Raw genomic sequence first — 13,563 nt, 5'->3', positions numbered from 1 at the left:
ACACTATAATAAATAGTATATGCTTTTGTGCATTATGTCAATAAAAAATGTAAAATTTAATATTTGATTAACATATTTTCCCTGTTTTTACCTAAACATGCCTAAAAAAAGAAGGAACAATTCCCACCTTGGGTGAGATATTAATCCTTCTTTGAGTTATACTTATTCTTATGTTATACCGCCTAGATATGATTTGAGAAATATATTCCTGCTAGCTTGGGTTTTGAACCCTTACCCTTGGACCATCCGCATCCATATAGACTTCAATATGGTCACCTTCTTTTATATGACCTTTAATATAGCATTCTGCTAACTCGTCTTCAACGTACTTCTGAATGGCTCTTCTTAAAGGTCTCGCACCAAATTTGGGGTCATAACCGTTATCAAAGATGAATGCTTTAACTTCATCCGTTACATTAAGAGTCATAAGCTTGTCTTTAGCTGTGTTAAATACATCTTTTAGCATCAGTTCAATAATATCTTTCAGCTCGTTTTTACTCAGTTCTGTAAATACGATGGTTTCATCGATTCTATTAAGAAATTCCGGTTTAAACACTTCTTTTAAAGCATCTTTGGTAGTTTGTTCTAAGGATGCATAACTTCCATTACCAAAACCAATACCATTATTTTTGTGGCTTGTTCCTGCATTTGAAGTCATTATAATGACCGTATTTTCAAAATTCACTGTGCGTCCCTGACCATCAGTTAACCGTCCATCTTCAAGTATTTGAAGTAAGAGATTAAAGACATCTGTATGCGCTTTTTCTATCTCATCCAGTAATAATACAGAGTAAGGACGGCGGCGTACTTTTTCGGTCAACTGACCGGCCTGATCATAGCCCACATAACCTGGAGGTGCACCAATTAATTTGGAGACCGTATGTTTTTCCATAAACTCAGACATATCAAATCGAATGAGTGCCTCTTCATTACCAAAGAGTTCGCTTGCAAGTGCCTTAGATAACTCCGTCTTACCAACGCCAGTCGGACCAACAAATACAAAAGATGATGGTTTCTTCCTTCGACTGAATCCGGAACGGCTTCTTCTCGTTGCTCTTGAGAGTTTTCTGACCGCATCCTCTTGACCAACAATTCTTCTATGAAGACGTTCCTCAAGATTAATAAGCTTATAGGCCTCATCTTCTGCTATGGATTGAACTGGAATCTTCGTCCATGCTTCTATTACATAAGCAATATCTTCCTCTGTAATAGCAACATTTTTACATTCTTTTTCTATTTTTGCAATCTTATCATTAAGTCTTAGTTCTTCGACCTTGCAATCCGCTGCCCTCTCATAATCATCATTGGCAGCAGCATCTTCCTTGTCGATCACAATCTTTTGTAACTCATTTTTTAAGGCTTCTAATTCTACCAAGCCTTCATTTAGAAGATTGGCTCTCGAGCCGGCTTCATCAATAACATCAATAGCCTTGTCCGGTAAAAATCGATCACTAATATACCGTTCTGACATCATAACCGCCTTAACAATAACTTCGTCGGATATGTGTACTTTATGATAATCTTCATAGTAATCTTTAATACCTTTTATGATTTCAATGGAATCCTCAATGGATGGTTCATCCACTATAACCGGTTGAAAACGTCTTTCAAGAGCAGAGTCTTTTTCAATATGTTTTCGGTATTCCTCAAGGGTGGTTGCACCAACAATCTGAACCTCACCTTTAGCTAGAGCCGGCTTTAATATATTGGCAGCATTCATTGTGCCACCTTCTGCTTCACCTGCACCCACAATACTATGAACCTCATCAATTACCAATATAATATTGCCTTCTGAGGTTGCTTCCTTAAGTATCGCTTTCATACGTGTCTCAAACTGACCTCTAAACTGTGTCCCTGCTACAACTGATGTCAGATCCAGTAGATAGACCTCCACATTTAATAGCTTCGTTGGCACCTGCCCTTGCACGATCCTAACAGCTAAACCTTCTGCAATAGCCGTCTTACCAACACCCGGCTCGCCAATAAGCACTGGGTTGTTCTTCGTTCTACGGTTCAATATTTGAATCACTCTGTCGATTTCTCTATGGCGTCCAATAATTCGATCTACTTCATTGTTAAGCGCTTTTTCATTTAGATTAATACCATAAGCATCAAGGTTTTTTCTTTTTGGAGAATTTGATTTTTTAACCTTAGTTTTAACCGTTCCATCTTGTGTTTCCTGTTCTGCTTGTTTAAAAGTCATATCCTCGTCTTTATTGTTCTTCGCAAAAGCCGAATTAAATAAATTAGATATATGATTCTTACCATGCTCATCCGGTTTTGTGAAGTTCTCCGTTAGCTGGTCCATATCCACATCTTCAAAAATATCTGTCATTTGTTCACTGATATTATCAAATTCTTCTTGCGACATACCTGTTTGTTGTAGTATTGCATCTAGTGGTGCTAAGCCTTGCTTTTGAGCACACGGAATACATAGACCCTCTCGCTTTGCTATACCATTTTCCATTTTTGTTACAAATACAATTGCTGTGTTCACATGGCACATTGAACATTTCATATTCATCAACTCCAAATTCTATCTATATCCATCGTCTTATTGTTTTAATTTCATTATCATTGTAGTATTAACTTATCACACCTACCTACATAAGTCCATATAATGAAGCTTTTATAATAAACTTCTAATAGATTATTCATAATTTATTCAAATTTGATTAGGCTTTATATTCAACCCCATTCAACCATTAATTCTTTATGCTTTTATGTCGATATACACTAGGAGATGACTATTAAACCTACGGATAGGTAGCATATTTCAAGGAGGAAAGCTCATGAGTACTATAGGTAATATCAATAACCCACTAAATAACAGAGACTTAACAGAATTAAACAAAAACAATAGACAAAACAGAACAGGTGAATCCGTCGATGAAAAAGTAAAATCACAAGACAAGGCTGAAACAAAAGCAGTTGACTATACAACCAGTGATGCCACTGCTAAAGCTAATTATAAACCGGATATGGATAAAGTACGTGCCATGAAGGAAGAAACAGATCAAAGACTGATTGACCTCTTTAGAGACACTGTAAAAGGCGGCGCACTCAAGCAACTTGGTGGACTTAGAGGCTATTTGCAAAGACTTATTAACGGTGAGTCAACTGAAGATGATTTTGCCCTTGAACTTGGAATAGAAATCACACCAGAAGCTATTGAAAAAGCAAAGGTTGATGTGGCAGAAGATGGCTATTGGGGCGCAAAAGCCACTTCAGATCGTTTCCTAGAATTCGCCAAAGCTCTATCCGGTGGTGACCCAGCCAAAGCAGACATGTTACTTGATGCTGTAAAAGCCGGGTATGAAGAAGCTGAAGCCATATGGGGCAGCGAACTTCCTGCTCTCAGCAAAGAGACTTTAGATCTAACCATAAAAAAATTCGAAGCTTGGCGTGATGGTGAAGAAGCTTAATTATTCATTCATTAATATAACTTTTATACTTATAAAAAAGCAACTTTTTGAAGTTGCTTTTTTTTGTTAGGCTAAGAGTCGTTTAATAAGAATTTTGCCCAATCACGTTCAACTTTTTCTGTGTTTTCTTGCCAATACAATAGCCTTTGATAATAATAGTCTATCTTTTCGCTGACTGGTTTTGCAAAGTAGTCAATTCCGTATTCTAATACTATTGCCGTCAATTCATAAAAAGGTAACCCTAATGCATGTGTTTCTACATGAACTGTGGCTCCGGCATGACCGATTGCATGACACAATGCACCATATACGCTGTCATTGATCTCTTTTTCCACTGCATGAGAATCTAAGATGGCTTGTTTTGCAATGGGCATTTTGATTTTGCCTCTTGCCCACGCATCACAAAGCTTCAAACAGGTTCTGGGTCTAGGTTCATCCGAATACTTAGCTTCAAATTGTTCCAAAGGTAATCTAGCACAATCCAATGCCCACAAGACTAGGGTTCTATGATTTTGTTTTTGAATGAGTTGTATCAACGCTTGTAAACAGTCACTGTCACGAGAAAATAATATTTTATTCTTCTTCTTCAACTTTATTTCTACATCTGCAAACATCATATATTAATCCTCCAAAATGACAAATGGTCATCAATTTATCACCACCAGCTAGAAAATAACAACTACCTTATAAATAAATAATTACTCCAATCCATAAAAGCGTGGAAAATCGTCGGTGCAGCTATTGAGTTATACTTTGCATACAAGTAGTTAAATATAATATGCCATCCAAATGTAAAAATAAGCGTCACAAAATTGTTCGAAATATATGTAAAAAAATCCATATGTGCTGCGCCCATCTGAAAAGGAATATGCATTGACATAAACATAAATGATGTCAATAAAATAGCCACCACTGGTTTCTTGATCATTCCATAAATTCTTGTTTGAATAAAACCTCTAAAAACAATTTCTTCTACAAGTGCAATAATAACAAAGTAATATAAAAATTGAGAACCTAATCTTGATAATGATTGAAACTGTCTTCCACTCATAAGACCTGGAATGAGATTAATTAAAACAATAATTGTTGATAGGATCGTACTCAATATTATTGATTTAATAAGGTTCCGTTTCCCAAACCCAATAGATTCCATTGTTTGCCTTCTAGAAAATACAAAAGTCATGCATACTATGGCTAGTAACAAATTAATTTGTTAGCCCAAATAAAGATTATGCTCTGCATATACCACACCCATTACATAATAAAGCACCATAACTAATACATAGCTAACAACTGAATAAATTCCATCGACGCTTCCATAATTATTGACTTCTGATTTATATTTTTCATCAATCGCCAAAAAAGCCTTTATTGTTTTCACTTCGAGTCTCCTTTGATGTATCTCAATTATTTACTTTTTCTCACCTCTCGGTGTAATAAGAATGAACTTGATAGCTTCTTTGCAATCTATAAGCATTCTGTAATATTAACATTAGATACTGAACCCCACCGATGCTAATACTTCTGTATTTCTAACAAATCTTCGATTTTTACATTCATATAAGTATAAGCATCCCAAACGCCTTGATTATAAAAGTCTGCTGCCAAGTTCTCGGTAATGAAATCCAAGAAAAAACCAGATGCCAAATCTCCAAGTTCTTCGTCTCTTTCTTTCAAAAAATATGCTTTAATTAACGCAATCATATCTTCACGTTTTTCTTTTGATAATTTAATTTGATTATTCATGTATTTTCCTCCAAATCAAGGTTAACTAAATCTACTTCCTCACTGATGTTCACCTTCCATATCATATGATCATTATCCTTAAGCCAATAATCCTTCAACTGATACTGCGCTTTCCCAAACTTTTTCGTCCATGTCTTTTGTGCTGTTTTATACCCACTATCAAGGCAGATTTCATCAATTCCGTTCTTATTTAATTCATTTTCAATTTTATTAATCAATAAATTACCAATCCCATTCCCTTGATATTCCGGGAGAACAAATATTGTTCCTAGCTCAATCATGTCCTTTATTTCTCCATCGGTACACATCTCTATTAACTCACTAGATGCTCCATATTCAATTGTCCCAATGATCTTACTATCAATTTCAGCAATCAGAAAATATCTTTCTTTTCCGTCACTTTCAAAATCTTGTTCTAGATACTTTATCTTTGACTCAATCTCTTCCTCAATCATCTCGACTAAATATCCAAGATTATTTTTTCTAAAAGTATCTTGAATTACAATCTCAAACAGCTTAATGAGCCTGTCTATATCTTCAATGTTTGGTCGCCTTACTATTACGTTATCCATATCTTCTACTACCTTTATCCTTTATGTTGATTTTTACACCAAGCAAATCTATCTTTAAGTTGATGTATTTAGGTAAACGAATTTTGGCCATCTAAATATAAATAAATATTACTTTTATCGGCTTGATTGGTACCTATATATTGGTGTGTGTTAAATCCACCTACAATAAATCCGGATTTAATATAGAATAAACACGCAGAAAGATTATTGTCTTGAACGATTGTATAAATCCCTCGATAACCGTTATCGGCTGCCATTTTCTTACCTTCATCTAGTAAAAGCTTACCTATTCCATGGCCTCGATACTCCTTACATACTTTTAAATCATCAAGATACAAATATTTAAGCCAATCATGCCTATAAATAGCAAGTCCTACACACTTTCCGAACTCATTATAAGCTCCTATAAAGAAGCAATCTTTATTTAGTGCATCAAAATCATAGTTTTCATCGGGAAATACCATCTCGCTGATTTTACTTTCCTCAAATTTCTCGATTGAGTAAGCCCATTCATCACCATCGTAGGTTGGTATCATTTTTCCCCACAAGGTAAATGGTTCATTGGGAATATTAATATCATTCTTAGTAATTTCAGTAATCCTTTTGATTTCAATCATATTCAATCACCCTTACAAATTCATATTTATCTCATACTTGTGAGTAACTACAACATGTTGTTATGTGATGTCAACCTACAGAGGCTGTTCAATACTTAGTAAAATCCTATACCTCAAGGCTTTGCATTATCTTTTCTTGTTTGACAGTCTAATATATAACCTGTTAATCAGCAACTTATATTATCCATAAGTACCTGGTATTATGAGAATTATTGGAAAATTGTTATTAGTAAATTGATTTCAACTTAACAATTGTTGCCTACTTTCCATATGTGTCTATATAGATACCATCCAATTAATGCACCCACTGTGTTAAGTAGCAAATCATCCACGTCAAACACGCCCACTGACATGATTAATTGAGTCGATTCAACACCTAAACTGAAGAGAAATCCAATTATTAAGACATATGAAATTCTACTTGACCATATTCTGTTACCAAAAAATACCGGTATAAACATGCCAACTGGCATAAAAACAATTAAATTACCAAAGATATTGATTACAAAATTAAGCAAATCAGACATGTCTGAAAACGAAAAATATTGCAAAACTGTATTGAAAGGTATAAGGTTTAATTTATTTTTATGTAACTGAGTTCTACCTGCAATCTTAGAAATGAATCCAAAATAACTTATAAAAGCCAGATACATCATCAAAAGAAAAACCTTTAAACTTTTTGATCTATCCATCTTGCGATGCTGCATAATCCTTCTCCCCGCTTCTATTGGATCTGGAAACATCAAACGTATAATATAATTAATAATTGCTATTATGCCAGATAACGTTCCTAGGCTTTACAATGTCGTTGTTATTCATTCTTATAATCTACTAAATTATATCGTTTTGTCTTTTTTCCTTCAAGCTCAAAAACTAATTCAGCATCATATAGAGAATCTCTTATCTTATTAAGCATTTCTTGAGATGGTGGGTATTTATTTGGATGATTGCCTCTAGGATCGATAGACCCAATAGTATAATTAAAACTAACTTCTGTTATATTTCCGCTCGAACTAAATCCTGCTCCGTCTGGACGATCAAATATAACATCTTCTAATAACTTTTCAAGGCTATCTTTGGGTTCAACCCTAATTATGTTGCCACTATTAGGTTCGCCTATTCTTCTAATAGTAGGCAGATTTTCAAATTCAAACGTATATATAATTTCAGTCATCACGAGTCCAACTTCAGTCCCATCTTCCATTGTATAGCCTTGCGTTTGATCATCTGTTACTATAGTTGCATTAACATTTACAAGTTTTGGTGGGTGAATTATGCCTATAAAAGAAATATAAATTAAAAAAATTGCCAGTATTGATAAGGTAATGATTTTTGCTATATTATTTTTTCTTCCATACATGCTTTCGTCTTTCTCTTCTTTGACAATCGAACTTAATAACGTATATCCAAAAACTACTGCAATTAACGAAGTACCCGCTGTGGAAAATCTGGAGAATATCCAATAATATATTGAAGTTAATTCAACTGGGCGTAAATAGTAAAATAAGACACCTGAAGCGCTAATGATAAATGTAGGGACTCCTATTAAGAATATTTTCAACCAATTAATATGTACTTTGCCAGTTTTTGAAATTGTTTGTATAAAATTTGGTAAAGCTATGTATATTCCGAAAATAATAGAATAGATGCTATTTACAAGTAGAATCGGTATAAAGTTTGATTCTTGACTTGATATAATTCGCATTTTCTCCTGGTAAGCGTTGCCATAAAATACGAGTAATAATAGACCTGTTATATAAAGTACGTATGTAATAATCCTTTTCATTTTCTCCCCCTTTTATCTATAAATAATAGCAATCATTATTGTTAATATCTTAATGATTTTTTTAAGCTTTTGCTACATTATTAATCACTCTCTGGTCTTAAGTTACTGTTCAAATATTTTTATTTTCTATGTAATTTCAAGAATTTATAGCAAAAATAGTTTCTTATATCTTCTCATATTCCTTGTTAGATGAAGCCATTTTGGCGTCCTTGTTGATAACGCGCTGGAAGACAAGGATGTCTGAAAGCAGGCTATTTAAAAATATAAGGTTTAATAATTTCTTCAACAAATTCAATCCTATCAAAAACAGTTGGCTTGAAATAAGAAGTTATAGAAATCACTAAACTGTTTTCAGGATCGATATAAATCACATTTCCACTATTGCCAATTGCTGCATAAATGTTTTTTTCGTCATCAATTATCCACCAAAGATAGCCATATAACATATTTCCAAATTTTTCCCCTGTAACAATTCGTGGTTTTGTCATTTCTTCAATCCACTTGGAAGATACTATTTGTTTATCATTATAATAGCCTTTATTCAGGCAAAGCTGACCTATTTTGGCCATATCTTCTGCTGAAAAACACAAACCATAGCCTGCTGTTCCAATATCCTGTGGATCACAAAACCAAACATTTTCTTTTGGCTTCTTATTCATTATAAAATCTTTATGCTCTTCAGCTGTTGCTGCATAGTAATTCTTATGTTTATGCACGCTAATTGGCTTAAATAGATACTTGTTTGCAAAGTCAACTGGGGTCATTTTGGTTGCTTTAGTTAATATACCTGTTAATATGTGTAAGCAGACAGTCTGATAATTAAATTCCTTACAGATTCCTTTCCTGCCTCCTAGCAAATCTAATGATACTAACGTCCAATCGTTACTTGAACACACTTTTGTCCATGGATCTCCTTTACATTTATAAGGCGCTTTCATCGTCAATAAATGTTTGATGGTAACATCATAAATTGTTTTTTCTTCACGTTTAACAATGTAATCGGGAAAATAATCTATCACTTTATCGTCTACGCTTTGAATTAATCCTTGATCTATTGCTATTCCAATCAATAATGCAACAACACTTTTCGTTGCAGACATTATATGAGTACAATCATCTTTTTTATAATTATTCCATTCGTCAGAATATACTTCAATTCCTTCTTGATAAATAAAGATTTGACATATGTTTGGTTGATCTTTTTCAATTAGACTATGCAATTTTTCTTTATTCATATAATATCAACTCCCTTTGTATGTCCCGCCAAGGATGGCGAGTTTATAGTATAATTTCAGCCAAAATGGTTTACCTAACGTCCTGGAGTTGACGACGCCAATCTACTTACAGGGCGAGCTCATGCCTGAGAGTCTTACGATCGGCTAATGCGACCCCGAATCAGTTTGCAGATAGAGTGTTGGCAATATGCAGTTAGCCGATGGAGCGTCCATCAGCGTTTCAATTGATTTCCATATCTTGAATAAATCACTATAACAAAAACCCATAGAGTTAATGCATAAATTATGTACCAAAGAATCTCATTTGCTGGCGATATCGGTGAGGGACCGAGAGTATACAAAAATCCTGTTGAACTTGCATGTATTAGCTGCGCAAGTAAAACACTTTTTGTATGATTGTATACCCAAACTATAATAACTCTGGTAGCCGTCATGGCTAAGATAAACATAGAAACAAAATGTGGCACCCAAAATATTCCAAGTGTGGCTGAGGAACCTAAATAACCAGCCAATAAGTGCCATAAGCCCCAGAACACACCAATAATGAGACCAGTATATAAGGAATTATATTTCTCCTGCATCTTGGGAAGGGCAAACCCTACCCAGCCAATTTCCTCAAAAAAACCAGCTAGAAGGCCTATTACCAGGCCTATCATTGTGAAACTAGGGACAAAAACTGGGGATACCAAACCAGAAAGTGTTAATAGAACTAATAAAATAAAAATTGGGGGGATAAGTACCACCAAGTACCAGCGTATTTCAACTCGCCACCTAATCATCCGAGCAAATAATTCCCTCAATCCATTTCTTCCATCGACAACAGCTGTCATAAATATACCAGCAAAGCTTGGTCCAGCTAGCATTGCCATAAACATGAGCATAGCATCTTCCATTTGTAGGTTTTCTCCGCGGATGAATTTTGGTCCAACCGCGAGTAAACTAACACCCCAAGAGATCAAGTATGCTAGTATAAAATATGACTTAACAGGTGCTCGCTGTAATATAGTTTTCATTTCTATTACCTTGTATGATATTTATAGAAGTAAATATCACACTTTCCTTTCTTTTTTATTCGTGACTATAATACATTCAGATACTGTGGTACCTTTGATTTTTTTCTGTAGCACAGACTACTTAACAGGAGTGTATTGCCGCTACCTTTATCTGAATTGTTTATTAGCTGGATGTGCCATACATTTTGTATAGAGTACTTATCTCATTCAAGTCTACAATGATAATCGCTGGTGGACGTCATGGTATCAATAATTCGAAAGGAGATTTAATCTCATGATCTATCTTGGCATTGATATCGCCAAACTTAACCACTTCGCCGCAGCCATATCTTCTGATGGTGAAGTACTTCTCGAGCCGTTCAAATTTACGAATGACAGTGATGGCTTCCATTTGTTGCTCTCTTCAATTAGTTCCTTTAAAAGAGTGACCTCATCATTGGTCTTGAATCAACAGCTCACTATGGCAACAACCTTATTGAATTTCTTGTATCTAGACACTTTAAGGTTTGTCTCATCAACCCACTTCAGACTTCATCTATGCGAAAAATAACATTCGCAAGACTAAGACTGATAAAGTTGATACCTTTGTTATCGCTAAAACCCTTATGATGCATGATCATCGTTTCCTCACTGTAGAAGACATTGATCTTATGCATTTGAAGAATCTTGGACGTTTCCGTCAGAAGCTGGTTAAAAACCGTACTAGGTTGAAAATTCAGCTAACTTCTTATATGGATCAGGTTTTCCCTGAACTCCAATACTTCTTCAAATCAGGTTTGCATCAGAAAGCCTGTTATCAGCTTCTTAAAGAAGCTCCTACTCCGGATGCTATTGCCTCCATGCATATGACTCATCTTTCAGCTCTTCTTTTAAAAGCCTCCCACGGCCACTTCAAGAAAGAACATGCTAAAGCATTAAGAGTTCTTGCAAGGGAGTCTGTCGGATCCAGCGACAGGTCTTTATCTATTCAAATAACTCATGCTATCGAGCAAATCGAGTTATTAGATAGCCAGTTAAAAACTGTTGAATCGGAAATGCAATCAATTATGCTTTCACTTGATTCACTTATCATGACCATTCCAGGCATTGGATTTGTCAATGGTGGAATGATTCTTGGTGAAATTGGTAACATTAAACGCTTCTCCAATGCTAGCAAAGTTCTAGCTTATGCTGGGTTAGATCCGTCTGTTTATCAGTCTGGAAACTTTGTTGCCAAACGTACACGTATGTCAAAACGAGGATCAAAAACCTTACGTTATGCATTAATTAATGCTGCAAACAATGTTGTTCGTAACAACGACACATTTAAAGCTTATTACGATACTAAAAGAGCTGAAGGCCGAAACCACTACAACACTTTAGGTCACTGTGCCGGTAAGCTTGTCAGGGTCATCTATAAGATGCTTACTGACGAAGTCGAGTTTAATCTCGACTAATTAAAACCCGAATATCATTTGATTTTGAAAACTACCTTATAGGGAGTCTTATTAAAGTTACCCTTTTTTAAGGAATTCGATTAAAAAGAATTTCCAGCTAATTTATACTTGACTTTTCATAGCTGGTCTCCTTATACAACGCCCATAAGAGACTTTTCTCCTCTTAGGACGGTCTTTTATCTAACGTTCCCGCAGTTCTCATCGTTCCAAAACATTCAGTTTCTCCAGTTAATTATGGTCGAGGCATGATGGGAATTAACGTATTATGTAAAGCTACGAACGGAAATAGCTTGTAATCTGAAATTACTATTCTGTAGGAAATAATTTATCTATCTGTGTCCTAATATAAATTTCTTCTGCACAATGTCCCATCTTACCACCTAAAAATGCATAACAATCTAATACAATTCCATTCTTATCTTGAACCTTATTTCTAAAATAATTATGTACATTATCGCTATTTCTTAAATCTGCAAATTGTTGAAATGTTATTATTGTTACTTCTTTATTTGTCAAATCTGCTTTGTCTAAAAAAGCATTCACGGCTGGAACACCATTACTTGCCCATATTGGTGACATTAAGTATATTATCTTAGCATCTTTTATCTCACCCCATGGATCTCCTGCAAGTTTTGAACTCTTTTTAGTTAGCGCTTGAATAAAATTTCCTTTCCTTATTTCTGTTAACTCAACTATTTTTGCTCCTATTCTATCGCTTAAAATCTTTGCTCCAGTTCGAGTATTGTTATCTTTTGAATAATATACAACTACAGTCGAATTCATAATCATTTTCCTTTCTTATTTTTTCTTAATATCTAGTTCGTAACTTCACATTACGTTCTGTGTGTTGACGACGCCAATCTGCTTACAGGGCGATCTCATGCCTGTGAGCCTGCGAACGACTAATGTGACCCCGACTCGGTTTGCAGATTGTGTTGACAACATGATGTTATGCGAAGTATATTACTTTAGCCTTGTATAGCTATGACAAATTAATGATATCATTAATCTGCTTGTCTAACAAATCACTTCTAAAATCTTTTCTAAGTAATTGCATATATACTTCATCGTAATAACTTTGATTAATTAGAAACGCTTCTCTTCTTCTACCGAACTCTTTAAATCCAATGTTTATATAAGATTTAAGTGCTCTTTGATTAAATCCTAAGACACGTATCATAATATTATGAAGATTTAATAATTTAAATCCATAGTTTAACAAAAGTTTAGAGGCTTCTGTCCCATAACCCTTATTTCTGTTTTGATCAGAACCAATAAAAATACCCAGTTCAGCTGTTCCATGTATATTATTAACATCAAGTAGTGAGCAATTACCAATCACTTCATCATTATTAAGTTTTACAATCGCAAATGCCTGACCTTCAGAAATCTTTTTTAGTGCATCCTTTTCTTGATATAAAGTATAATTATTAGTTGCTACACCGGATGGAATACATGTTGTTAAATCATTAATCCACTCACAATAAATCTCATAATCATCCGGATTCATTGGTGATAAATATATCTCTTTCCCTACCAACTTTTTGAAATATTTCATTATATATCTCCCCTTTTAGTAAATTATAAAAACATAGTAATATTTTTCACATAACGATTATGCTTAGCGACGTGTTTGAGCTTTAGGGCGACTGCACTTTGCGAAGACATGCCCGTTAATCCTTTGTTAGCAGATGAATGGCGCCCCAGAAAATCCTTTAAACTATTCAAAATAT

Annotated in this window: 15 protein-coding genes and 1 pseudogene; 2 read left to right on the top strand and 14 right to left on the bottom strand. The window is 34.6% G+C overall.

The window, feature by feature from the left end; genetic code table 11:
* Nucleotides 1-211: 211 nt before the first annotated feature.
* Nucleotides 212-2,518 carry an ATP-dependent Clp protease ATP-binding subunit gene (locus PATL70BA_RS15270; RefSeq protein WP_330510053.1) on the bottom strand — a complete coding sequence of 769 codons (2,307 nt, stop codon included), beginning with the start codon at nt 2,516-2,518 and terminating at the stop codon, nt 212-214.
* 274 nt (nt 2,519-2,792) lie between these two features.
* On the opposite strand from PATL70BA_RS15270, the gene PATL70BA_RS15265 reads away from it, so the two are divergent.
* Entirely contained in the window at nt 2,793-3,425 is a 633-nt protein-coding gene (locus PATL70BA_RS15265; RefSeq protein WP_125138187.1) for a hypothetical protein, read from the top strand.
* 71 nt (nt 3,426-3,496) lie between these two features.
* Here PATL70BA_RS15265 and PATL70BA_RS15260 read toward each other — a convergent pair whose 3' ends face one another.
* From PATL70BA_RS15260 to PATL70BA_RS16670, 11 genes are all read right to left on the bottom strand, one after another.
* Nucleotides 3,497-4,042 (bottom strand): iron-containing alcohol dehydrogenase, encoded by a 546-nt coding sequence (locus PATL70BA_RS15260; RefSeq protein ID WP_243115931.1) that lies wholly within the window; start codon nt 4,040-4,042, stop codon nt 3,497-3,499.
* 62 nt (nt 4,043-4,104) lie between these two features.
* A complete protein-coding gene (locus tag PATL70BA_RS15255) occupies nt 4,105-4,578 on the bottom strand; it encodes a CPBP family intramembrane glutamic endopeptidase (protein WP_172596287.1) in 474 nt (157 codons plus the stop codon).
* Nucleotides 4,579-4,638: 60 nt separating this feature from the next.
* The gene (locus PATL70BA_RS16330) at nt 4,639-4,806 is read right to left on the bottom strand and encodes a hypothetical protein (RefSeq protein WP_172596286.1); all 168 of its coding nucleotides are present in this window, start codon (nt 4,804-4,806) and stop codon (nt 4,639-4,641) included.
* Between the two features lie 134 nt (nt 4,807-4,940).
* Nucleotides 4,941-5,171: a DUF2164 domain-containing protein gene (locus tag PATL70BA_RS15250; protein ID WP_125138185.1), complete on the bottom strand. Its 231-nt coding sequence runs from the start codon at nt 5,169-5,171 to the stop codon at nt 4,941-4,943.
* The gene (locus PATL70BA_RS15245; protein WP_125138184.1) at nt 5,168-5,743 is read right to left on the bottom strand and encodes a GNAT family N-acetyltransferase; all 576 of its coding nucleotides are present in this window, start codon (nt 5,741-5,743) and stop codon (nt 5,168-5,170) included. The genes PATL70BA_RS15250 and PATL70BA_RS15245 overlap by 4 nt, the downstream gene beginning before the upstream one ends.
* A gap of 68 nt (nt 5,744-5,811) precedes the next feature.
* On the bottom strand, nt 5,812-6,360 hold the full coding sequence (locus PATL70BA_RS15240; protein ID WP_125138183.1) for a GNAT family N-acetyltransferase: 549 nt from the start codon (nt 6,358-6,360) through the stop codon (nt 5,812-5,814).
* A gap of 245 nt (nt 6,361-6,605) precedes the next feature.
* Nucleotides 6,606-7,067 carry a VanZ family protein gene (locus PATL70BA_RS15235; protein ID WP_172596285.1) on the bottom strand — a complete coding sequence of 154 codons (462 nt, stop codon included), beginning with the start codon at nt 7,065-7,067 and terminating at the stop codon, nt 6,606-6,608.
* Nucleotides 7,068-7,171: 104 nt separating this feature from the next.
* Nucleotides 7,172-8,146: a hypothetical protein gene (locus tag PATL70BA_RS15230; protein WP_125138181.1), complete on the bottom strand. Its 975-nt coding sequence runs from the start codon at nt 8,144-8,146 to the stop codon at nt 7,172-7,174.
* A gap of 251 nt (nt 8,147-8,397) precedes the next feature.
* A complete protein-coding gene (locus PATL70BA_RS15225; protein ID WP_125138180.1) occupies nt 8,398-9,381 on the bottom strand; it encodes a serine hydrolase domain-containing protein in 984 nt (327 codons plus the stop codon).
* 212 nt (nt 9,382-9,593) lie between these two features.
* The gene (locus tag PATL70BA_RS15220; RefSeq protein WP_172596284.1) at nt 9,594-10,274 is read right to left on the bottom strand and encodes a CPBP family intramembrane glutamic endopeptidase; all 681 of its coding nucleotides are present in this window, start codon (nt 10,272-10,274) and stop codon (nt 9,594-9,596) included.
* 358 nt (nt 10,275-10,632) lie between these two features.
* Nucleotides 10,633-10,785 carry a hypothetical protein gene (locus tag PATL70BA_RS16670; protein WP_243116024.1) on the bottom strand — a complete coding sequence of 51 codons (153 nt, stop codon included), beginning with the start codon at nt 10,783-10,785 and terminating at the stop codon, nt 10,633-10,635.
* On the opposite strand from PATL70BA_RS16670, the pseudogene PATL70BA_RS15215 reads away from it, so the two are divergent.
* Nucleotides 10,720-11,830: pseudogene (locus PATL70BA_RS15215) on the top strand (IS110 family RNA-guided transposase). The gene PATL70BA_RS16670 and the pseudogene PATL70BA_RS15215 overlap by 66 nt on opposite strands.
* 306 nt (nt 11,831-12,136) lie before the next feature.
* Here the strand turns inward: PATL70BA_RS15215 and PATL70BA_RS15210 are convergent.
* Both PATL70BA_RS15210 and PATL70BA_RS15205 read right to left on the bottom strand, forming a co-directional pair.
* Nucleotides 12,137-12,613, bottom strand: a complete 477-nt coding sequence (locus PATL70BA_RS15210; RefSeq protein WP_125138178.1) for a flavodoxin family protein — start codon at nt 12,611-12,613, stop codon at nt 12,137-12,139.
* Between the two features lie 199 nt (nt 12,614-12,812).
* The gene (locus tag PATL70BA_RS15205) at nt 12,813-13,388 is read right to left on the bottom strand and encodes a GNAT family N-acetyltransferase (protein WP_125138177.1); all 576 of its coding nucleotides are present in this window, start codon (nt 13,386-13,388) and stop codon (nt 12,813-12,815) included.
* Nucleotides 13,389-13,563 lie beyond the last annotated feature (175 nt).

The organism is Petrocella atlantisensis, from assembly GCF_900538275.1.
GTDB classification, from domain to species: Bacteria; Bacillota; Clostridia; order Lachnospirales; family Vallitaleaceae; genus Petrocella; species Petrocella atlantisensis.
This window is presented reverse-complemented; position numbering and strand designations above follow the sequence as displayed.

Bases quoted from the DNA above. Each gene is read 5' to 3' on its own strand.
- PATL70BA_RS15270 (WP_330510053.1), bottom strand. From the start codon at position 2,518: ATGAAATGTTCAATGTGCCATGTGAACACAGCAATTGTATTTGTAACA.
- PATL70BA_RS15245 (WP_125138184.1), bottom strand. From the start codon at position 5,743: ATGGATAACGTAATAGTAAGGCGACCAAACATTGAAGATATAGACAGG.
- PATL70BA_RS15205 (WP_125138177.1), bottom strand. From the start codon at position 13,388: ATGAAATATTTCAAAAAGTTGGTAGGGAAAGAGATATATTTATCACCA.
- PATL70BA_RS15235 (WP_172596285.1), bottom strand. From the start codon at position 7,067: ATGCAGCATCGCAAGATGGATAGATCAAAAAGTTTAAAGGTTTTTCTT.
- PATL70BA_RS16670 (WP_243116024.1), bottom strand. From the start codon at position 10,785: ATGGAAGCCATCACTGTCATTCGTAAATTTGAACGGCTCGAGAAGTAC.
- PATL70BA_RS15230 (WP_125138181.1), bottom strand. From the start codon at position 8,146: ATGAAAAGGATTATTACATACGTACTTTATATAACAGGTCTATTATTA.
- PATL70BA_RS15250 (WP_125138185.1), bottom strand. From the start codon at position 5,171: ATGAATAATCAAATTAAATTATCAAAAGAAAAACGTGAAGATATGATT.
- PATL70BA_RS15260 (WP_243115931.1), bottom strand. From the start codon at position 4,042: ATGATGTTTGCAGATGTAGAAATAAAGTTGAAGAAGAAGAATAAAATA.
- PATL70BA_RS15210 (WP_125138178.1), bottom strand. From the start codon at position 12,613: ATGAATTCGACTGTAGTTGTATATTATTCAAAAGATAACAATACTCGA.
- PATL70BA_RS15255 (WP_172596287.1), bottom strand. From the start codon at position 4,578: ATGGAATCTATTGGGTTTGGGAAACGGAACCTTATTAAATCAATAATA.
- PATL70BA_RS15240 (WP_125138183.1), bottom strand. From the start codon at position 6,360: ATGATTGAAATCAAAAGGATTACTGAAATTACTAAGAATGATATTAAT.
- PATL70BA_RS15225 (WP_125138180.1), bottom strand. From the start codon at position 9,381: ATGAATAAAGAAAAATTGCATAGTCTAATTGAAAAAGATCAACCAAAC.
- PATL70BA_RS15265 (WP_125138187.1), top strand. From the start codon at position 2,793: ATGAGTACTATAGGTAATATCAATAACCCACTAAATAACAGAGACTTA.
- PATL70BA_RS15220 (WP_172596284.1), bottom strand. From the start codon at position 10,274: ATGGAAGATGCTATGCTCATGTTTATGGCAATGCTAGCTGGACCAAGC.